Here is a 20,234-nt window from a genome sequence, read left to right on the forward strand (position 1 = left end):
CCGCCGAGGCGGCGTGGAGCCTGTATTCAGGCCAGATATACTGGCCAGAGGCGGCAGGACAAGCCCTGCCCGCGCTGGTGCCCACCCGCTAGAAGGTGAGCTTGGCGCCCAGAATGACGCTATGCGAGCGCACGCTGGCATCGCCTGTGCGCCGGGGCAGGATCAGCGGCACAAAGCCATCGTTGAACAGGTATTCCGCCCCCAGCGTGACATTCGGGGCCAGCGCAACCTCCATCCCGAGGATGATCTGCGACATCGACTCCCATTCGGTGCCGGAGGCGCCTTGCCGCCCGTGGCTGGCGGAGAGTGAATAGACCGCCGGACGTCCCAGCACCTCCCCCCGGTAGCGCCCCTGCAGCGTCAGCGCGCTGACCTTGTGATCGGTGGCAGGCCAGCGGTCGGTGGTCTGGGTGAACTCGGCCATGACGTCGAAGCGCTCTGCGCTGAGGGTGGCGTGAATATCCCAAGCGCCGTTCCAGCCCCGGTCGATGCCGCTTCCGGGGGGATGATGGGCAATGGTGCTGTCGTAGATCGTGCCGCGCAGAAAACCGGCCCCCAGTTTCAGCCCCATACCATTGGCCAGCGGAATGCGATGGGAGGCGTTCAGCGCGTAATTGGTGTAGTGATCATCGTTCTTCGGGCTGCTGATCACCCGGTTGCCCCGGTGGTTGCGAATGATCGACAGCGCCAGTTCGGTACGCTCGGTGATATAACCGATCTCGATCAGCGGATCCTTGGTCTGGGCCCAGAAGTAATGGCTGTTATGGGTATGGGTGAAGGGCGCATAGCTGGCAAAATTGCCAAAATTCACCGTCTTGCGCCCAACCGCCAAATAAAAGGGCGAGCGGTCCAAATCACCAACCGCCAGCCAGGCCTTGCGCAGCTGGATGTCGTTCTGGCCGGGATATTCGACCTCGGTATATTCGCCCTGCACAACCGCTGTCAGCAGCGGGGTGGTGGCGGTCGCGATCAGCGAGATATCATTGATCACACCATAGGTATCGGTGGTGCCGCTGGTGTGGGTCGGCGGCAGCCGCGACAGGATCGGAAATTTGCCGGGCGTATTGGTGTTCTCATAGATCACCGTGCCTAAGAAGCGCCCGCCAAAGGTGATCCGATTGACCCCGAGCTGCCCCGATTGCCGCGCGCGCAGGGCAATGGCGACCTTGTTGGTCACATCTTCCTGACGGTCCAGCATCCGTTCTGAATAACGCAGTGAGGTGGCGAGAAACCCCGCATCTTCCTGAGCCTCAACCCGGTCCGCAGCCGCGAGGCCGACAGCCATAATCAGCGCGGTCACTGCCGCGCGCCCCCCAAATGAAACAGTCACAATGGTTACTCCAGTATACCCCCGACAAACCGCCAGACGGGCTGTAAACAGCCACCGGCCGGTTTCGGACGGGATCGCAGACCTGAAACGCAGAAGCCGAGAATAGCCCCTGTCCGGGCCTGAGACCTCCGGCAGAGCTGCCCCCGCAGCCGTGCCGACATGACGCCCTCAAACGAGAAACCCGCCGGAAATGACGGTGGATCAGAAACGCGATCCGATCACAGGATATCACAGCTTCGTGATATCACGAAGCCTGATTTGCCAATGTCCTATGGCCCATCAGGGCATCACGCTGTTGCACCAACGTCGCGCCGTCTGCCCGCATCTGTGGCCGTGTGGGCGCCGCTATTGACCGGATTGTTTGCGCACCGCAGACTGATGGCATCTGTTCCAAAACCGAAAGAGCCACGCATGTTGTCACGCCGCGCCTTTCTGGCCAGCTCCGCCGCCGCCTCTCTCTGGCCTCAGATCGGGTCAGCCGAAACGGCCTTTGACCCCACTCCGCAGGAGGTCCGCATCAAGAAGCAATTCGCCCCCGGGCAAATTCTGGTGCTGCCGCGATCCTATTACCTTTATTACGTGACAGAACCGCGCCGGGCGCGCCGCTATGGCGTTGGCGTCGGGCGAGCCGGTCTTGAATTCACCGGCACCGCCGTCATACAGGCCAAGAAAGAATGGCCAACCTGGCGCCCGACGGACGAGATGATCGAACGCGATCCGCGCAGCTATGCCCGCTTTGTCGATAATAAATACATCCAGCCCGGTGGCACTGATAACCCGCTGGGCGCGCGCGCGCTCTACCTGTTTCAGAACGGCATCGACACCTATTTCCGCATTCACGGCACCAATCAACCGCAAACGATTGGCCATTCCGTCTCCAACGGCTGCATCCGCATGACGAACGAGCATATCGTCGACCTCTACGAACGGGTGCCCTTGGGAACCGTGGTGACGGTGCTCTGATCAGGACCAGACCAAGGTGGCAGCGCGTGATTTGTTGGCGCATCGGCGCCAGCTTGCCTGTCCGGGTGCCAAGCCCCGCCGATGGCCATCCACAGCGCCTCTGGCAGCGCCAAACTGACAGGCACCCCCCGCTATAACACTTGCACCGAGAGGACATTGGCGACAAGATCGTTCCCGCAAGGTTACGCAGAACTCATCGCTGTCCTAGGAGGCTCGGTCATGAATACGCAATGACATTGCCGGGCTGTCGCATGTCGCGGACAGGGATTTAGAGTAAGACTGGGAGAAGAAGACGATGGCCACAGGCACCGTCAAATGGTTCAACACCACCAAAGGTTACGGTTTCATTGCACCCGATGCGGGTGGCAGCGATGTGTTCGTACATATTTCCGCCGTTGAGCGGTCGGGGCTGACCGGCCTCGCGGACAACCAGAAAGTGACCTATGAGCTGCAACCGGGCCGTGACGGCCGCGAGTCTGCGGTGAATATCGAGCTGGCCTAACCCGCCTACCCGAAGAAGATCAGCTGTCGGCCCCCTTTCGGGGCCGTCTTTTGTTGTGGCGCCCAGTCATCTGCCGCAGCACCTCTGCGGTCATCCCGTGGCGCCCCCGCGTCAGCGGTCCACCCTGGCCACCAGATCCAGCACCTTCGGGCCGATGGCCGCCACATTCAGCGCCACGCCTTTTGCGTTGGGGTGAATGCCGTCCTCCTGCAGATACGGCCCCGCCGCCTGCGGATCATTGCCGGTTGCCGCGCGGATCCCGGCAAGGCTGTCGTCATGCAGCAGCGCGCCATAGTCGCGCGCCAGCTCGGGGAAGATTGCGTCGAATTCTGCCTTGAAGTCGGCGCCATAGTTGCCCGGCGCCGCGATACCAACCAACAGCACCGGCACCGCATTGGCCTTGGCGACCTCCAGAATACGGACGAGATTGGCGCGGCTCTCAGCCGGGGCGATCCCGCGCAGCAGGTCATTGCCGCCCAATGCGACGATCAGCGCATCCGGCCCGTCGGCCAGCGTCCAGTCGATCCGCGCCGCGCCACCCGCCGTGGTATCGCCGGAGACACCGGCATTGATCAGGCGCACCTCAGCCCCCTGTTCCCCCAGCCAGCGCTGTAGCTGCGGCACCCAGCCCTGCCCCTGCGGCAGCCCGTAGCCCTGCACCAGGCTGTCCCCCAAAGCCGCCACCCGAACCGGATCGGCCTGCGCAACTGCGGCAGTTAATATAAAAATCAATCCGGCCATTATCTTGCGCATTGGTAGAAAGGCTCCATATCGAGAGTGATCCCAAAACAGGCGCGACGTCACATGCAGTCCAGCACGATCCCCCAGTCCGACCCTATCCTGAACCTCCAGCATGCGTCTTTGTCGCTGGTTGGCAATACCGGACCTGTCGAAATCCTGCATGACATCTCGCTCGCGGTCGAAAGCGGCGAGACGCTGGGCCTGATTGGTCCCTCCGGGTCGGGCAAATCCTCGCTGCTGATGGTGATGGGCGGTCTGGAACAGGCAACCGGCGGCACCGTCTCGGCGCTGGGGCAGGACCTGACCGCTATGGATGAGGATGCGCTGGCGCGGTTTCGCCGCGACAATATGGGTGTCGTGTTCCAGAGCTTTCACCTGATCCCCACCATGACGGCGCTCGAAAATGTCGCCACCCCGCTGGAGCTGGCCGGGCACAGGGATGCCTTTGACCGCGCGCAGGCCGAACTGGAGGCCGTGGGGCTCGGCCATCGTGCCGGTCACTTCCCGGCGCAGATGTCAGGTGGTGAACAACAGCGTGTGGCACTGGCACGCGCCCTGGTGACCCGCCCGCGGATCCTGCTGGCGGATGAGCCGACGGGCAATCTGGACGCCACCAACGGCGATGCGATCATGGACCTGCTGTTTGACCTGCGCGACCGCTATGGCGCGACGCTGATCATGGTCACCCATGCGCCGGAACTGGCGGCGCGCTGTGACCGGGTGATCCGGCTGCGCGATGGCCGTCTCGACCTTGCCGCCGCGCGCGAGGCCGCTGAATGAACAACTTGTCGCTGGCGACACGCTTTGCCATGCGGGAGCTGCGCGGCGGGCTGCATGGGTTTCGCGTTTTCCTGATCTGTCTGGCGCTGGGGGTGGCGGTGATTGCCGGGATCGGCTCGCTGCGCTCGGCGATTGAAACCGGGCTGAGCGAGGAAGGCGCGGTCTTGCTGGGCGGGGATGCCGAACTGGGCTTTACCTATCGGCGCGCCAGCCCAGAGGAACAGGCCTGGATGCAGGCCAATGCCCTGCGCCGCTCCGAGGTGATCGACTTCCGGTCGATGGCAGCTGTCGGTGAGGAACGCGCCCTGACGCAGGTGAAGGCGGTAGACAGCGCCTATCCACTGGTTGGCACGGTGCGGCTCTCGCCGGATCTGCCGCTGCCACAGGCGCTGGAGGGCGCCGGGGACCTGCCCGGCGGCGTGATGCAGCGTGTGCTTGCGGATCGGCTGGGCCTCTCTGTTGGTGACCGCTTTGCCCTTGGCACCCAAAGCTTTGTTCTGACCGCACTGCTGGAGAATGAACCGGATGCCGCCAGCGCGGGCTTCACGCTGGGGCCACGCACCATCGTTCGCAGCGCTGACCTGGCCCGATCCGGCCTGTTGCAACCCGGCACGCTGTTTTCCAGCAAATACCGGCTGACCCTGCCCGAAGGCACCGATCTGGAGCAGCTGAAATCCCGCGCCGAAGCCGAGCTGGACAACAGCGGTATGCGCTGGACCGACGCCCGTAACGGCGCACCGGGCATCGCCACCTTTGTCGAGCGGCTGGCCGGGTTTCTGGTGCTGGTTGGCCTCTCCGGGCTGGCTGTGGGCGGCATCGGCGTCTCAGCCGCCGTGCGCGCCTATCTGGCGGGCAAGACCGCGACCATCGCCACCCTGCGCACGCTGGGCGCCGACCGCCGGACGATCTTTCTGACCTATTTTCTGCAAATCGGGGCGCTGGCGCTGCTTGGTGTTGCGATTGGCCTCGTGATCGGCGGGCTGGCCCCGGTGCTGCTGGGGCCGCTGATTGCGGCGCAGCTGCCGTTTCCTGCGGTCTTTGGCATCTCGGTCCCGGCGTTAAGCGAAGCGGCGCTTTACGGGCTGCTGACGGCCTTTGTCTTTGCGCTCTGGCCGCTGGCCCGCGCCGAGCGGATCCGCGCTGCGGCGCTGTTTCGTGACGCGCTGGACAGCCGCAGCCGCTGGCCTGCCCCCCGCTATATCGTCGCCACGGCTGTCTCGGTGGCGGTGCTGATTGGTTCTGCCGCGCTGTTCAGCGGCGCGATTGAGCTGACGCTCTGGACCGCTGCGGGGCTGATCGGCGCGCTGGCGGTGCTGCTGCTGGCCGCGCTGGTGCTGGGCTGGATCGCCCGCCGCGCCGCGCCGCTGACCCGTGGATATCCGGCGCTTCGATGGGCGCTTTCGGCGATTGGCACCTCCCGCGATGGCGCCGTGCCGACCGTGCTGGCCCTGGGGCTGGGGCTGACCGTTCTGGCCGCGATTGGTCAGGTCGACGGCAATATGCGCCGCGCCATCGAAGGCAACCTGCCCGATGTGGCGCCCTCCTATTTCTTCGTTGATATCCAGCGCGATCAGATGCCGGATTTCCTCGCCCGCGTGGAGCAGGACCCGGCGGTTGAGCGCGTGCAGAGCGCACCGATGCTGCGCGGCATTCTCACCAACATCAACGGCCAGCCCGCAACCGAGGTGGCAGGCGATCACTGGGTCGTCCGGGGCGATCGCGGCATCACCTATGCCGCCAAACAGCCAGACACCACCCAGATCGTCGCGGGCGCGTGGTGGCCCGAAGAGTACACCGGCGCGCCGCAGGTCAGCTTTGCCCGCGAAGAGGCCGAGGAGCTGGGTCTCAACCTTGGCGACACGCTGACGCTCAACGTGCTGGGCCGCGACATTACCGCCACCATCACCAGCCTGCGCGAGGTCGATTTTTCCACGGCGGGCATGGGCTTTGTCATGGTGCTGAACGAAAGCGCGCTTGCAGGGGCCCCGCACAGCTATATCGCCACGGTCTATGCCGAACAGGAGGCCGAAGCCCAGATCCTGCGCGATCTCGCCAAGGCGATGCCGAACATCACCGCGATCCGGGTCCGCGATGCGCTGGACCGGGTGTCGGACCTGTTGCGGCAGCTCGCATCTGCCACCGCCTATGGTGCCGCGGCAACGCTGCTGACCGGTTTCATGGTGCTCATTGGCACCGCCGCCGCCGGCGAACCTGCCCGCCGCTACGAGGCGGCTGTGCTCAAGACGCTGGGCGCGCCGCGACGGCAGATCCTGATCAGCTTTGCGCTCAGATCGGTGTTTCTGGGCGCCGGGGCCGGCCTGGTCGCGCTGACGGCCGGAATGACCGGGGCCTGGGCCATCAACACCTATGTGTTCGAAAGCGATTATCAGGTGATCTGGAGCAATGCGCTGGCGATCATCAGCGGCGGCATCCTGACCACGCTGCTGGCCGGGCTGGCCTTTGCCTGGCGGCCCCTTCAGGTGCGCCCGGCCCGGATCCTGCGGGCCCGCGACTAGGCCACACCGCGGCCTCTGGGGCCGCGCTTGCGGGGCCGCAGCCACAACACCAGCCACGACGTCAGCCACGGCGGGCGGGCGCCAGAGCATCTCAGCTGGCGTAGCGCGCGCAGCCGGTCGAAACCGGCGATTGGAACAGGGCAAACAGCGCATCATTGTCGCAGACCAGCGCCTCCAGGGTGATCCCGTCCAGCGACCGGTAGAAGGCCTGCGCCGCATCGGTGAGGGCAATCCGCAGCCGACAGGCCGAAACCAGCGGGCAGGTATTGTCGGCATCGGCAAAACACTCAACCATCGGCACCGTGCCCTCGACCGCGCGAAAGACATCGCCAATGCCGATTTCCGTCGCGGGCCTGCCCAGCGACATGCCCCCGTTACGCCCGCGCTGCGTATGCAGATAGCCCAGCTGCGCCAACTGGTTGATCACCTGCGCCAAATGGTTCTCCGAGATATTGCAGCGCGCGGCAATTTCGGATTTGGTAACCAGGCGGTCCGCATGGGCTGCACAATACATCAACAGCCGCACTGCAATATTTGTCCGTTTCGTGATCCGCATGATCGCCCCTCCGAGGTGCCTTGTCGCAAGATCATGACATGGCCGCACAAAGGCCACTTTGACATGTATCAAAGCCGCACGCGCTTTCGCCTGACCCTGCCCCTGCCGGGTCCCGCTGCGCCGCCCGCAGGCAGCGCCGACGCAGGGCAAACGGTGGGCGACAGACCCCGCCTGCCTGTGGCGGTCAGCGCCGCTGAGACAGACATCGCCAGTCAGGAGATCTGAATGCCCGCCCCCGTTTCCCCAGCCCCCTATTTCTTTGGCTACGGCAGCCTGGTGAACACGCGCACCCATGGCTACGGTCAGGCCCGCCCCGCGCGGCTCAGCGGCTGGCGCCGGGCCTGGGTGCATACCGATCTGCGCCCGGTTGCCTTTCTCAGCGCCGTGCCCTGTGACAGAACCACCATCGACGGGCTGATCGCCGAGGTGCCGGGGGCCGACTGGGCGGCGCTTGATGACCGCGAATTTGCCTATGAACGGCTGCCTGCCAGCGGCGCGGTCCAGCATGATCTGAACCCGGAGACGGATATCGCGGTCTATGCGGTGCCCGGCCACAGCCAGCGCGCGGCCAGCCTGCGCCATCCGATCCTGCTCAGCTATCTCGACGTGGTTATTCAGGGCTATCTGGACGTCTTCGGCGCCGATGGTGTCGCCGCCTTCGTGCGCACAACCGATGGCTGGGACGCGCCGATCCTGAACGACCGCAGCGCCCCGCGATATCCCAGAGCGCAGAGGCTGACTGTTGAAGAGCTGGATCTGGTCGATCAGCATCTGCTGGCGCTTGGCGCGACCGTTATCGGGGCAGATCAGTGATTTCCCGCACCCTGCTCTATGTCCGGCGGATCACCCGGCAACTGTGGTTCCGGGTTGTGCTGCTCTCGGCCTGTTCGCTGCTGGCGCTGGCCATCGCACCCTGGCTCACGCCCTTCATCCCCGAAGATCTGGGCGAACGCTTTGGCCGCGAGGCGGCGCTGCCGGTGCTGACCATCCTTGCCTCCGGGATGCTGGCGGTCACCACATTCTCGCTCAATGTCATGGTCTCGGCCTATCGTACGGCCGCTGCCACGGCGACGCCACGGGTCTATCGCCTGCTGCTGGAGGATACGATCACCCAGAGCGTATTGGCCACCTTTGTCGGCGGGTTTGTCTTCAGCCTGAGTGCGGTGATCCTGTTCCGCGCCGGGTTCTACAGCGAGGATGCCGCCATCGTGATCTTTGCCATCACCGTCGGAGTGGTGGCGCTGATCGTCGTGGCGATTTTGCGCTGGATTGACCATCTGTCGGGACTTGGCAGCATGGATCACACGCTGCGACTGATCGAAGAGCGCAGCCGCACCAGCCTGCGCCAGCGGGCCGAAGCGCCCTGCCTGGGCGCCGCCTGCGCCGAGGATGACACCAGATTTCAGCAGCAGGGCCGGGCCATCCCAGCGCAGGCCTCGGGCTTTGTGCGGTTTGTCGATGTCGCAGGGTTGCAGACGCTGGCCGAAGAGGCCGAGACCAGGATCGCCATCCACCGCACCCCCGGCGAATTCGTGCTGCGCGGGCGGCCGGTGGCCTATGCCGAGACCGGCGAGGAGACGCTCTGCGAGGCGGCCAGCCGCTGCATCGAAATCGGTGATGTGCGCAGTTTCGATCAGGATCCCTCCTTTGGCCTGACGCTGCTGGCGGAAACCGCACAGCGCGCCCTGTCGCCCGGCGTCAATGATCCCGGCACCGCGCTGGAGGTCATGGGGCGGCTGGAACGGTTGCTGTGGGAGAATACCCCGGATGAGGCCGAGCCTGACGCGCGCGACGTGTCCTTTGACCGGGTGATGATGCCTGCGGTTTCGGCCCGGCACCTGCTGTCCTGCGCCTTTCCGCCTATCGCCCGCGCCGGCGGCGACGACCCTGCGGTGATCGACTGGATGGACAAGGCGCTCTCGGCGCTTGCGCATCATCCCAACCCGGCCATGGCCGAGGCCGCCGCCGACCTGCGCGATGGCAAGCGGAAGGGAGATGACCAAGAGGGAGAGCCGAAGTGACACCCGGAGGCGGGCCCGAAGGGCGGCGGCCAAGGCGGCTCCCGCCCGCGCAACAGGGCAGATCTGCCCTGCCCTGAGCGCAGTTGGGCATGGCAGACCGCCTACAGGCGGTCTGCGGCGCCGCGCCGGCGCGCGGCGCCCGGCTCAACCGCAGAGGTAGCTTCTGTGATGCCACCGATGTGGGCGGGAGCACCCCGGAGAGCACAGGACAGCACAAAGGCGGCCCCCTATGGTGCCGCCTTTGCATCAGACAGTCGTCAAAGCTCAGCCGCGGGCGCGGACCGTTTCCATCAGCGCCAGCAGGGCGGACATGTCGGGGCCGCGCTCCATGCCGGTCACGGCTTTGCGCAGCGGCATGAACAGGCCCTTGCCCTTGCGGCCCGTCGCCTCTTTCACAGCAGCGGTCCATGTGCCCCAGCTCTCGCTGTCGTAGGGGCCTTCGGGCAGCAGCGCCATCGCCTCGGCGATGAAGTCCTTGTCCTCATCAGCCACCAGCGGCTCGGCGCCGTCGCGGCAGAGGTCCCACCAGCCCGCCAGATCCTTCAGCGTGGTGATGTTCTCCTTGGCCATATCCCAGAATGCGGCCTGTTTCTCTGCCGGAACCCCGAGCGCGTCCACATGGGACTGCACGGCCTCCAGCGGCAGGGACTGCAAATACCGGGCGGTCAGCGGGTAGAGATCCTGCACATCGAACTTGGTCGGCGCAGCGCCAAAACGGTTGATGTCGAAACCCTCGATCAGCTCTGCCAGCTCCGCGCGCAGCTCAACCGGGTCGGAGGAGCCAAGGCGCGCCATCAGGCTCAGCAGCGCCATCGGCTGCACGCCCGCTTCACGCAGATCGCGCAGGGCCAGCGTGCCGAGGCGTTTGGACAGCGCCTCACCCTGCGGGCCGGTCAAGAGCGAGTGATGCGCAAAGGAGGGGACAGTGCCGCCAAGCGCCTCGATGATCTGGATCTGGGTGGCGGTGTTGGTGACATGGTCAGAGCCGCGCACAACATGGGTCACGCCCATTTCCGTGTCGTCCACTACCGAGGCCAGCGTATAGAGGAACTGGCCGTCGCCACGGATCAAGACCGGGTCGGAGACCGAAGCGGCATCGATGGAGATATCGCCCAGGATACCATCGGTCCACTCGATCCGCTCCTGATCCAGCTTGAAGCGCCAGACACCATCGCCGCGCTCGGCGCGCAGCTTGGCCTTGTCGTCCTCCGACAGGTTCAGCGCAGCGCGATCATAGACCGGCGGCTTGCCCATATTCAGCTGCTTCTTGCGCTTCAGGTCCAGTTCAACCGGCGTTTCAAACGCCTCATAGAACCGGCCGATCTCGCGCAGCTTGTCGGCAGCGGCGACATAGCGGTCAAGACGTTCGGACTGGCGTTCGACACGGTCCCAGGTCAGGCCCAGCCATTCCAGATCCTGCTTGATGGCATCGACGTACTCTTCCTTCGACCGTTCCGGGTCGGTGTCGTCGATGCGCAGGATGAAGCTGCCGCCGGCCTTGCGGGCGATCAGATAGTTCATCAGCGCGGTGCGCAGATTGCCAACGTGGATATAGCCGGTCGGCGACGGGGCAAATCGGGTGGTTGTCATCACAAGTCTCCTGTTGCCCTGCCCCATGTCACATAGGCGACGTTTTGTCCAGTTGCGGCGCAGTCGCCGACGGTTGATCCCAAGTCGTCTCAAACTGTCCGCGTTTTTCAGGGGGCGGCTTAGATTTCGTTCAGACTTCCTGTGTCAGCCTGTCGCAGCACTGACGATTATTGGTACGAAGAATGGGGTCTCCCGTGAACAAAGTGATCCCGAGCGACATGTTGCAGGCGGAGAGTTTGCCTGAACCCTCCCATGCGCGGCTCATGGATGTGTTGAACAAGCTGGATCAGGGCGTGATGGTCTGGACCGAGGACGGGCATTGCCAGGTCTTCAACGAACGGCTGCTCACCCTGCTGGAGTTGCAGAATGGCGACATCTTTCCGGGCTATTCGCGCGAGGCGTTTTTTGCCACCGCCGTCAGGCTGGGCCATGTGACCGAAGACAGCGCCAGACAGGCCGAACAGGATTTCAGCTCTGACAAGGAGCGGTTTTCGGCGACCCGCAGGATGCCGTCGGGACGGCGCCTTCAGATCGACACCCGCAGGCTGTCCACCGGCGGCTTTGTTTCCTGCTACACCGATGTGACCCAGATCGAGCGCAGTGCGCGGGACCTGACACTCGCGCGCCAGGCCGCCGAGGAGGCGGAGCTGACCGCGCTGAAGACGCTTGCGGCGGAACAGTCCTGGCGCGAAGAGGCCAAGCTGCTGTCGCAGCTCGACGTCTGGCTGCATTCCTGCAAATCCCAGGAGGAGCTGTTCCGCATTGTCAGCGCCTTCATGGCGAAGCTGTTTCCGCAATCCCAGGGCGAGCTTTACATCTACTCCAACTCGCGGGACGTTCTGGATGGCAAATGCCACTGGGGCGGGGCCGAGGTCCATGACCACATCTTTGCCGATGCCTGCTGGGCGCTGCGGCGCGGGCGACAGTATCTCTATTCTGCGGATAAGATCGCCTTTCCCTGCGCCCATGTCGAGGAGCAGCCTGCCACCGATGAGCATGGCGATTACGTCTGTTTTCCGGTGGTCGCCCATGGCAATACCGTCGGTCTGCTGCATGTGAAATTTGCACCGGAAACCGACCCCAAGCGCAAGGTGGCGCTGCATCGCCTTGCCCTGCGCTGCGGCGAACATATCTCGCTGGCGGTGGCCAATGTCCGCCTGCGCGACGAATTGCACGACCAGTCCACCCGCGATCCGCTGACCGGTGTCTACAATCGGCGCTATTTCCTCGGCGAGCTGCGCAATGCGGTGGCGCTGGCCGACCGGCGCGCCAGCCAGCTGGGAGTGCTCAGCTTTGATGCGGACCGGTTCAAGACCTTCAACGACACCCATGGCCACGATGCCGGCGACATGGTGCTGCGCGCCATTGGCGACACGCTGAAGGATCTGTTCCGCAATGGCGAGATCTGCTGCCGGATGGGCGGCGAGGAATTTGCCGTCTTCCTGCCGGATACCGACAAGGAACAGACGATGGAGGTCGGCGAAGCGCTGCGTGTCGCGATTGAGGAAATCACACTGCGCTATGGCTCCGGCACGCTGCCGCGTGTCACCATCTCCATCGGCGTTGCCAGCTTCCCCGAGGATGGCCTGCTGCCGCAGGATCTGATGCACGCCGCTGACCGCGCGCTTTACGCGGCAAAGGATGCAGGCCGCAACTGCGTCGTGGATTGCCAGGAAGCCGATCCCGCCAACGGCCCCTTCTCCGGCAGCTGACCCCGACCGAACGTATGCGATGCTCCCGCCTTTGGCCGCACCTTTGGCCGCAGGGACCAGCCCGATATCGCTGGCACCAACTGGCGGATCACCAGCGCCTTACTGGTCGGTCAACTGGGGTCGCGCCAGCGGTTCACGATCGGATACCGACGATCCAGCCAGAACGCGCGCGGTGTGAGCCGCGCACCGGGGGCTGACTGAAAGCGTTTGTATTCGCTGATATAAATCAGGTGTTCCACGCGTTTTGCCGTCTCCCGCGAGAACCCGGCCGCAACGCAATCAGCAATCGAACCGTCCCGATCCACCAGGATCTCCAGCAGCGCGTCCAGTTCGGGGTAATCCGGCAGGCTGTCGCTGTCCTTCTGATCGTCGCGCAGCTCGGCGCTCGGTGGCTTGTCGATGACCGAGGGGCGGATGACCTCCCCTTCCGGCCCCATCATCCAGTCGCGGTGATTGGCATTGCGCCAGCGGCAGGTCTCGAACACGCGGGTCTTGTAGAGATCCTTGATCGGGTTGTAGCCCCCCGCCATATCGCCGTAGATCGTGGCATAGCCCACGGCGACCTCGGATTTATTGCCGGTGGTCAGCAGCATCTCGCCAAATTTGTTGGACATCGCCATCAGGAGAAGCCCGCGCAGGCGCGACTGGATGTTCTCCTCGGTCAGCCCCTCCTCCATCCCGGCAAAGAGCGGCGCCAGCGTGTTGGTGATCGCGGCGCGCCCCTCGGCAATCGGGACGTAGTCGTAGCGCACGCCCAGCGCCTTTGCCACCGCTTCGGCATCGTCAAGCGAGGCTTGCGAGGTATATTCGGACGGCAGCATCACGCAGCGCACATTCTCAGCCCCAAGCGCATCGACCGCGATCGTGGCGACAATGGCGGAATCGACGCCACCGGAGAGCCCCAGCAGCACCTTCTTGAAGCCGGTCTTGCGCATGTAATCCCGCAGCGAAAGCGTCATGACGTGGTAATCCTGCTCCCACTCATCCGGCAGCACCGCCTTGGGGCCATCCACGGCGCGCCAGCCCTCGGCGGTCCGCTCCAGATCCAGATGGCAGATATCTTCGCGCAGGACCGGCATCTGCAAGGCCAGCGCCCCGCCCGGATTCAGCACAAACGAACCACCATCAAAAACCTGATCATCCTGGCCGCCCACCATATTGAGGTAGATCACCGGCAGATCGGTCTCGATCGAGCGGGCCACAATATGGTTGAGCCGCACATCCATCTTGTTGCGATAATAGGGCGATCCATTGGGGATCAGCAGGAACTCCGCGCCGGTTTCGGCCAAGGTTTCGGCCACATCCTCATACCAGCTATCCTCGCAGATCGGGCTGCCGATCCGGGTATCGCCAACCGCGTAAGGACCGCCCAGCGGGCCCGCATCAAAGATCCGCACCTCGTCAAAGACGGTGGCATTTGGCAGGTGATGTTTCAGCACCTGCGTGGTGATCTTGCCGCCCTTCAGGATCAGATAGGCGTTGTACAACCTGTCGCCCTCGACCCAGGGGCTGCCGATCGCCAGCGCCGGACCATCGGCACAATCGGCGGCCAACCGCTCAACCTCGGCAATGGCAGCACGGTGGAAAACCGGCTTCATCACCAGATCCTGCGTGTTGTAACCGGTAATGAACATCTCTGGCAGGGCGACCAGATCAGCACCTGCCTCGCGGCCTGCGGCCCAGGCCTCGCGGGCCTTATCTGCATTGCCAGCCAGATCCCCGACGGTGGGGTTCAACTGGGCCAGTGTCACGCGAAAACGATCAGCCATCCTGCTTGCGTCCTTCGATAATCCTGCCTTCTGCCATTAAACAGATCACGCTGCGAGGGAAAGACCGCAGTGGCAAAAGACATTGCGACGGCGGCGGCTGTGGCATAGTTTCCTGTCAAACCGATCAACAGGCCCGCACCCCGGCTCCCCTTATGGCAAGCAGATATTCCATGACCCGTTTCACCACCGCCGCTCTTCTGACCTCCGCCCTGGCGCTTGGCGCTGCCGGGGTCGGACGCCCGGCCCTGGCCCAGGATGGCAAGGTGCTGACCACGCAGGATGAAATCGGCGGCATCTATGAGGGCACCTTTCGCGGCGGCCTGCAACATGGCACCGGCACCTACCGGCTGCCCAACGGCTATGAATATACCGGCGACTGGGTCGATGGCGAAGTCCGCGGTCGTGGCGTTGCGCGCTTCCCCAACGGATCCATCTACGAGGGCGAGTTCGTCAAAGGCAAACCCGAAGGCGCAGGCAAGATCACCTTTGCCGATGGCGGCACCTATGATGGCGAGTGGTCGGACGGCGTAATCAATGGTCAAGGGGTTGCGGTCTATGCCAATGGCGCGCGCTATGAGGGCGGCTTTCGCGATGCCAAGCACCATGGCAAAGGCATCATGCGCAATCCCGGCGGCTACGAATATGACGGCGACTGGGTCGATGGCCGCAAGGAAGGCACCGGCAAGATCACCTACCCGGACGGCGCCACCTATGAGGGCGACATCCGCGACGGCCAGCTGGAGGGCAAAGGCAAGCTGATCATGCCCGATGGTCTGGTTTACGAGGGCGATTGGTCCGCAAACCAGATGGATGGCACCGGCGTGTTGACCCAGCCCAATGGCGATATCTACGAAGGCCCGCTGGTGGCCGGCCGCCGTCAGGGCGAAGGCAAGCAGATCCATGCCAATGGCGATGTCTATATCGGCAATTTCGAGGATGACCTGCGCCACGGCGAAGGCACCTTCACCAAGACCGACGGCTATGTCTACACCGGCGAATGGCTGGCCGGTCAGATCGAGGGCAAGGGCCGCGTCACCTATCCCGACGGTTCGGTCTACGAGGGCCAGTTCCGCGATGATCTCGCCGATGGCGTGGGCAAGATCACCTATCCCGACGGCTCCACCTACGAAGGCGACTGGGTGGCCGGCGTGATCGAGGGCAGCGGCACCACTACCTATCCCAACGGGCTGGTCTACACAGGCGAGTTCCAGAACGCCAAGAACCACGGCCAGGGCGTGATGACCTACCCTGACGGCTACCGCTATGATGGCGGCTGGAAAGAGGGGCAGCGCCATGGCGAAGCGGTTGTCACCTACCCCGACGGTTCGGTTTATACCGGCAGCTTTGCCAACAGCCAGCGCCACGGCACCGGCAAGATCGTGATGACAGATGGCTTCAGCTATGAGGGCGACTGGACCGAAGGCAAGATCAGCGGCCAGGGCGTCGCGACCTATGCCAATGGCGATGTCTACGAGGGCAGCTTTCTCAATTCCAAACGTCAGGGACCGGGTGTGATGCGTTATGCCAGCGGTCAGCAAGCCGAAGGCACCTGGGAGAACGGCGCGCTCAAAACCACCGGTGCGGCGGCACAGGACAGCGATGATGCCACAACAGCCGACCCGGCCACCGCCACCGACGATGCAAACGCCAGCAACTGATTACCGCTGACCCGCAGCACGGCCGACCGGATAGGCTGGCGCGCCCTACCGCCAAAAGGCGTAGCGGAGCCGCCGCACAGCGCGCGCCCAGCCATAAGGCGTAGCATGTCTGATCCGGGCCAACGGGTTACAGTCGCAGGCTTTGCCCCTGCCCGGTCAATTTCTGTCTTTCCATTCGTCTTTGGCTCTGTATAACTCTGCGTCATGATGATGCGTGCAGATATCCCTTGCTTTGCCACCGCCTCGCGCGGTGCAGATCTGCGCGCCCTACTGATCCTAATCCGCCTCTGAGCGTGCCATCCGGCGCGCCCGCTCAGAGGGGAAGGCATGCGCGCCACATGGATTGGATTTTAGGACAGACAAGAAAGATACCGACATGACGACTGCAGCTGACAAAGATCGCGTTTTGATCTTCGACACCACTTTGCGCGATGGCGAGCAGAGCCCCGGCGCAACCATGACCCATGATGAAAAGCTCGAGATTGCCGAGCTGCTGGACGACATGGGCGTCGATATCATCGAAGCGGGCTTCCCCATCGCCTCCGAAGGCGACTTCAAAGCGGTGAGCGAGATTGCCGAACGTTCCAAGAATGCCGTGATCTGTGGTCTGGCGCGCGCCAACTTCAAGGATATCGACCGCTGCGCCGAAGCCGTGCGCAAATCCGCACAGCCGCGCATCCACACCTTTATCGGCACCTCGCCGCTGCACCGCGCCATTCCGAACCTCACCATGGATGAGATGGCCGAGAAGATCCACGAGACGGTCACCCACGCCCGCAATCTGGTGGACAATGTGCAGTGGTCGCCGATGGATGCCACCCGCACCGAATGGGATTACCTCTGCCGGGTGATCGAAATCGCCATCAAGGCGGGCGCCACCACCATCAACATCCCCGATACCGTCGGCTATACCGCCCCGGTCGAGAGCGCCGATTTGATCAAGCGCCTGATCGAAACCGTGCCCGGTGCAGATGACGTGATCTTTGCCACCCATTGCCACAACGACCTCGGCATGGCGACCGCCAACGCGCTGGCTGCCGTTGCAGGAGGCGCGCGCCAGATCGAATGTACCATCAACGGTCTGGGCGAACGCGCGGGCAACACCGCGCTGGAAGAGGTGGTGATGGCGCTCAAGGTGCGCGGTGACATCATGCCCTTTACCACCGGCATCGACACCAAGAAGATCATGCACATCTCGCGCCGGGTCTCCACCGTGTCGGGATTTGTCGTGCAGCCGAACAAGGCCATCGTCGGCAAGAACGCCTTTGCCCATGAAAGCGGCATCCATCAGGATGGTATGCTGAAGAACAAGGAAACCTTTGAAATCATGCGGCCCGAGGATGTGGGCATTGCCGGCACCTCGCTGCCGCTTGGCAAACATTCCGGCCGTGCGGCGCTGCGCGACAAACTCAGCCAGCTCGGGTTTGAGGTGGGCGACAACCAGCTGAAGGATCTCTTTGTCCGGTTCAAGGAACTCGCCGACCGCAAGAAAGAGGTGTTTGACGACGACATCATCGCGCTGATGCGCACCAGCGGCGATGAGGATGACCACCTCAAGCTGGTGTCGATGAAAGTCGTCTGTGGCACCGGCGGTCCCGCCGAGGCCACCATCGAAATGGAAGTCGACGGCAAGGATGTGACCGAGACTGCAGAAGGCGACGGCCCTGTCGATGCCGCCTTCAAGGCGATCCGCAAGATCCACCCGAACTCGGCCCATCTTCAGCTCTATCAGGTCCATGCGGTCACCGAAGGCACCGACGCGCAGGCCACTGTGTCTGTCCGACTGGAAGAAGACGGCGTGATCGCCACGGGCGAGAGCGCGAACACCGACACGGTTGTCGCCTCTGCCGCCGCCTATATCAGCGCCCTCAACCGCCTGATCATCCGCCGCAGCAAAATGGGCGAAGGCGCCGACACCCGCGAGATTTCCTACAAGGACATCACCTGATCAATGCGTTGATCTGAAACAGCAAAGGCCACCCGACGGGTGGCCTTTTTCGTTCTGCCCAGGGCCAACCGGCTCTGTTGGCCGCATCTCAGCCCAGACGGCTGAACAGTTTGGTCAGCCGCGCGGCTTCTTCCTCGGTGCCATAGGGCGCATTCACGATGAACATGCCCGAGCCGACCATCCGGTGCCCCTCCCGCGCCGGGGGAAACCGCACCTCATGACGCAATGCGCCGGACAGTCCCTGCGCCTCCAGCGCGCTCAGCATCGGCTTATGCGCCCCGTCCGTCAGGATCGGATACCACAGCGCAATGACGCCGACGTTCCACTTGCGGTGCAGCTTGGCGATATGGCCGGGGATCTGGGCGTAGTCGCGCTTTACCTCATAGCTGGGATCAATCAGCAGCAGCCCGCGACGCGGCGTCGGCGGCGCCAGCGACTGCGCCAGCTCAAACCCGTCCTGCTGATGCACATGGACCCGCCGCCCCAGCCCATGCGACCACAGCGCCTGCCGCAGGGCGGCGTTTTCCTGCGGGTGCAGCTCGGCAAAATTGAGACTGTCGGCCTCGCGCAGCAGATGCGCTGCAATCAGCGGCGACCCCGGATAGGCCATCTCCCCATGAGCGCTGCGGGTTGCGGCAATGGCAGCGGCCAGCGGGTGATCCTCGGCCAGCAGGGCCTGATCCAGCAGGCGGCTGATCCCCGCCGCCGCCTCGCCGGTCTTGACCGCCTCTGCCGCATCCAGCTGATAGAGCCCGCGCCCGGCGTGGGTCTCGATATAGCTGAGCGGCTTGTCCTTCCGCGTGAGATAATCCAGCATCCGCGCCAGCAGCGCGTGTTTCTGAACATCGGCCAGATTTCCGGCGTGATAGATATGTTGATATGACAGCATCCCAGCGGTCTAGCGCCAAACCCTTGCGGACAAAAGCCCCCGGATGGCAGCGGGCCCAAGACTTTCCCATGGGGCACCCCGCAGTGGCGGCGAAAAGGCGCCTTTTGATCGGAATCCGCCCTTTCGCCACCTCCCGGCGCTGCTTATAAGACATAAAGCCCGCGCTCAGCAGAGTCGCGGGACAGGTGGCAGTTTTACAGGGTCCTAATACATGTCGATCTTTGGAAGTCTTGGCGGGTTGTTCACGTCTGATATGGCAATTGACCTCGGCACGGCGAACACGCTCGTCTATGTCAAGGGTCGCGGTGTCATCCTGTCGGAACCCTCCGTTGTCGCCTATCATGTGAAGGACGGCGTGAAAAAAGTGCTCGCAGTTGGCGAGGATGCCAAGCTGATGCTGGGCCGCACCCCCGGCTCCATCGAGGCGATCCGCCCGATGCGCGAAGGGGTGATTGCCGATTTTGACACCGCCGAAGAGATGATCAAGCATTTCATCCGCAAGGTGCACAAACGCTCCACCTTCTCCAAGCCCAAGATCATCGTCTGCGTCCCGCATGGCGCCACCCCGGTTGAAAAACGCGCGATCCGCCAGTCGGTGCTATCCGCAGGCGCCCGCCGCGCCGGGCTGATCGCCGAGCCGATCGCCGCCGCCATTGGTGCCGGGATGCCGATCACCGATCCCACCGGCAACATGGTCGTGGACATCGGCGGCGGCACCACCGAGGTTGCGGTTCTGTCGCTGGGCGACATCGTCTATGCGCGCTCGGTCCGCGTTGGTGGCGACCGGATGGATGAGGCGATCATCAACTACCTGCGCCGTCAGCAGAACCTTCTGGTGGGCGAGGCCACGGCCGAACGCATCAAGACCTCCATCGGCACCGCCCGGATGCCCGACGACGGCCGCGGCCAGTCGATGCAGATCCGCGGCCGCGACCTGCTGAACGGCGTGCCGAAGGAAATCGAGATTTCGCAGGCCCAGGTCGCCGAAGCGCTGGCGGAACCCGTGCAGCAGATCTGCGAAGCGGTGATGACCGCGCTGGAAACCACACCGCCGGATCTGGCGGCGGATATCGTGGATCGCGGCGTGATGCTGACCGGCGGCGGCGCGCTGCTGGGCGATCTGGATCTGGCCCTGCGCGAACAGACCGGTCTGGCGGTCTCCATCGCCGATGAAAGCCTGAACTGCGTGGCGCTTGGCACCGGCAAGGCGCTGGAATACGAAAAACAGCTGGCACATGCCATTGATTACGACAGCTGAG

Annotated in this window: 16 protein-coding genes; 10 read left to right on the forward strand and 6 right to left on the reverse strand. The window is 63.9% G+C overall.

Annotated features, from left to right (window positions below):
• Nucleotides 1-88: 88 nt before the first annotated feature.
• Complete coding sequence (locus tag VWY60_RS05100) at nt 89-1,300, reverse strand: hypothetical protein (protein ID WP_416539943.1); 1,212 nt, start codon at nt 1,298-1,300, stop codon at nt 89-91.
• 441 nt (nt 1,301-1,741) lie between these two features.
• Between VWY60_RS05100 and VWY60_RS05105 the strand changes: the two genes are divergently transcribed.
• Both VWY60_RS05105 and VWY60_RS05110 read left to right on the forward strand, forming a co-directional pair.
• Nucleotides 1,742-2,293, forward strand: coding sequence for a L,D-transpeptidase (locus VWY60_RS05105; protein WP_340547298.1), 552 nt, complete (start codon nt 1,742-1,744; stop codon nt 2,291-2,293).
• A gap of 295 nt (nt 2,294-2,588) precedes the next feature.
• Nucleotides 2,589-2,795: a cold-shock protein gene (locus tag VWY60_RS05110; protein WP_014875536.1), complete on the forward strand. Its 207-nt coding sequence runs from the start codon at nt 2,589-2,591 to the stop codon at nt 2,793-2,795.
• Nucleotides 2,796-2,906: 111 nt separating this feature from the next.
• Here VWY60_RS05110 and VWY60_RS05115 read toward each other — a convergent pair whose 3' ends face one another.
• The gene (locus VWY60_RS05115) at nt 2,907-3,548 is read right to left on the reverse strand and encodes an arylesterase (protein WP_416536700.1); all 642 of its coding nucleotides are present in this window, start codon (nt 3,546-3,548) and stop codon (nt 2,907-2,909) included.
• 51 nt (nt 3,549-3,599) lie between these two features.
• Here VWY60_RS05115 and VWY60_RS05120 point away from each other — a divergent pair, with 51 nt between their 5' ends.
• Together VWY60_RS05120 and VWY60_RS05125 are read left to right on the forward strand one after the other, a co-directional pair.
• Nucleotides 3,600-4,316 carry an ABC transporter ATP-binding protein gene (locus tag VWY60_RS05120; RefSeq protein ID WP_340547300.1) on the forward strand — a complete coding sequence of 239 codons (717 nt, stop codon included), beginning with the start codon at nt 3,600-3,602 and terminating at the stop codon, nt 4,314-4,316.
• Nucleotides 4,313-6,832, forward strand: a complete 2,520-nt coding sequence (locus VWY60_RS05125; protein ID WP_416539944.1) for an ABC transporter permease — start codon at nt 4,313-4,315, stop codon at nt 6,830-6,832. Before VWY60_RS05120 ends, VWY60_RS05125 begins: the two co-directional genes overlap by 4 nt.
• A gap of 91 nt (nt 6,833-6,923) precedes the next feature.
• Here VWY60_RS05125 and VWY60_RS05130 read toward each other — a convergent pair whose 3' ends face one another.
• Complete coding sequence (locus VWY60_RS05130) at nt 6,924-7,388, reverse strand: RrF2 family transcriptional regulator (protein ID WP_416539945.1); 465 nt, start codon at nt 7,386-7,388, stop codon at nt 6,924-6,926.
• Between the two features lie 225 nt (nt 7,389-7,613).
• Here VWY60_RS05130 and VWY60_RS05135 point away from each other — a divergent pair, with 225 nt between their 5' ends.
• Both VWY60_RS05135 and VWY60_RS05140 read left to right on the forward strand, forming a co-directional pair.
• A complete protein-coding gene (locus VWY60_RS05135; protein ID WP_416539946.1) occupies nt 7,614-8,201 on the forward strand; it encodes a gamma-glutamylcyclotransferase family protein in 588 nt (195 codons plus the stop codon).
• Nucleotides 8,198-9,409, forward strand: a complete 1,212-nt coding sequence (locus VWY60_RS05140; protein ID WP_416539947.1) for a DUF2254 domain-containing protein — start codon at nt 8,198-8,200, stop codon at nt 9,407-9,409. The genes VWY60_RS05135 and VWY60_RS05140 overlap by 4 nt, the downstream gene beginning before the upstream one ends.
• A 264-nt stretch (nt 9,410-9,673) precedes the next feature.
• Here VWY60_RS05140 and gltX read toward each other — a convergent pair whose 3' ends face one another.
• Nucleotides 9,674-10,999, reverse strand: coding sequence for a glutamate--tRNA ligase (gltX, locus tag VWY60_RS05145; RefSeq protein WP_340547305.1), 1,326 nt, complete (start codon nt 10,997-10,999; stop codon nt 9,674-9,676).
• Between the two features lie 194 nt (nt 11,000-11,193).
• Here gltX and VWY60_RS05150 point away from each other — a divergent pair, with 194 nt between their 5' ends.
• Nucleotides 11,194-12,711 carry a diguanylate cyclase gene (locus VWY60_RS05150; RefSeq protein ID WP_340547306.1) on the forward strand — a complete coding sequence of 506 codons (1,518 nt, stop codon included), beginning with the start codon at nt 11,194-11,196 and terminating at the stop codon, nt 12,709-12,711.
• A 110-nt stretch (nt 12,712-12,821) separates the two neighbouring features.
• Here VWY60_RS05150 and VWY60_RS05155 read toward each other — a convergent pair whose 3' ends face one another.
• Entirely contained in the window at nt 12,822-14,480 is a 1,659-nt protein-coding gene (locus VWY60_RS05155; protein ID WP_416536693.1) for an NAD+ synthase, read from the reverse strand.
• 170 nt (nt 14,481-14,650) lie between these two features.
• Between VWY60_RS05155 and VWY60_RS05160 the strand changes: the two genes are divergently transcribed.
• Together VWY60_RS05160 and VWY60_RS05165 are read left to right on the forward strand one after the other, a co-directional pair.
• Nucleotides 14,651-16,138, forward strand: coding sequence for an MORN repeat-containing protein (locus tag VWY60_RS05160; RefSeq protein WP_416536692.1), 1,488 nt, complete (start codon nt 14,651-14,653; stop codon nt 16,136-16,138).
• A gap of 376 nt (nt 16,139-16,514) precedes the next feature.
• On the forward strand, nt 16,515-18,086 hold the full coding sequence (locus VWY60_RS05165; protein WP_340547309.1) for a 2-isopropylmalate synthase: 1,572 nt from the start codon (nt 16,515-16,517) through the stop codon (nt 18,084-18,086).
• Nucleotides 18,087-18,174: 88 nt separating this feature from the next.
• Here the strand turns inward: VWY60_RS05165 and VWY60_RS05170 are convergent, their stop codons facing one another.
• A complete protein-coding gene (locus tag VWY60_RS05170) occupies nt 18,175-18,975 on the reverse strand; it encodes a 23S rRNA (adenine(2030)-N(6))-methyltransferase RlmJ (RefSeq protein ID WP_416539948.1) in 801 nt (266 codons plus the stop codon).
• Nucleotides 18,976-19,186: 211 nt separating this feature from the next.
• Here VWY60_RS05170 and VWY60_RS05175 point away from each other — a divergent pair, with 211 nt between their 5' ends.
• Nucleotides 19,187-20,233 carry a rod shape-determining protein gene (locus VWY60_RS05175; RefSeq protein ID WP_061049901.1) on the forward strand — a complete coding sequence of 349 codons (1,047 nt, stop codon included), beginning with the start codon at nt 19,187-19,189 and terminating at the stop codon, nt 20,231-20,233.
• Nucleotide 20,234: the final 1 nt, after the last annotated feature.

Origin of the sequence: Phaeobacter sp. JH20_26 (genome assembly GCF_048056275.1) — a bacterium.
GTDB lineage: Bacteria > Pseudomonadota > Alphaproteobacteria > Rhodobacterales > Rhodobacteraceae > Phaeobacter > Phaeobacter bryozoorum.

What these genes read in the sequence shown, in the direction of transcription:
- VWY60_RS05105 (WP_340547298.1), top strand. Translation starts at nt 1,742, where the DNA reads ATGTTGTCACGCCGCGCCTTTCTGGCCAGCTCCGCCGCCGCCTCTCTC.
- VWY60_RS05110 (WP_014875536.1), top strand. Translation starts at nt 2,589, where the DNA reads ATGGCCACAGGCACCGTCAAATGGTTCAACACCACCAAAGGTTACGGT.
- VWY60_RS05115 (WP_416536700.1), bottom strand. Translation starts at nt 3,548, where the DNA reads ATGCGCAAGATAATGGCCGGATTGATTTTTATATTAACTGCCGCAGTT.
- VWY60_RS05120 (WP_340547300.1), top strand. Translation starts at nt 3,600, where the DNA reads ATGCAGTCCAGCACGATCCCCCAGTCCGACCCTATCCTGAACCTCCAG.
- VWY60_RS05125 (WP_416539944.1), top strand. Translation starts at nt 4,313, where the DNA reads ATGAACAACTTGTCGCTGGCGACACGCTTTGCCATGCGGGAGCTGCGC.
- VWY60_RS05130 (WP_416539945.1), bottom strand. Translation starts at nt 7,388, where the DNA reads ATGCGGATCACGAAACGGACAAATATTGCAGTGCGGCTGTTGATGTAT.
- VWY60_RS05135 (WP_416539946.1), top strand. Translation starts at nt 7,614, where the DNA reads ATGCCCGCCCCCGTTTCCCCAGCCCCCTATTTCTTTGGCTACGGCAGC.
- gltX (WP_340547305.1), bottom strand. Translation starts at nt 10,999, where the DNA reads ATGACAACCACCCGATTTGCCCCGTCGCCGACCGGCTATATCCACGTT.
- VWY60_RS05155 (WP_416536693.1), bottom strand. Translation starts at nt 14,480, where the DNA reads ATGGCTGATCGTTTTCGCGTGACACTGGCCCAGTTGAACCCCACCGTC.
- VWY60_RS05160 (WP_416536692.1), top strand. Translation starts at nt 14,651, where the DNA reads ATGACCCGTTTCACCACCGCCGCTCTTCTGACCTCCGCCCTGGCGCTT.
- VWY60_RS05165 (WP_340547309.1), top strand. Translation starts at nt 16,515, where the DNA reads ATGACGACTGCAGCTGACAAAGATCGCGTTTTGATCTTCGACACCACT.
- VWY60_RS05170 (WP_416539948.1), bottom strand. Translation starts at nt 18,975, where the DNA reads ATGCTGTCATATCAACATATCTATCACGCCGGAAATCTGGCCGATGTT.
- VWY60_RS05175 (WP_061049901.1), top strand. Translation starts at nt 19,187, where the DNA reads ATGTCGATCTTTGGAAGTCTTGGCGGGTTGTTCACGTCTGATATGGCA.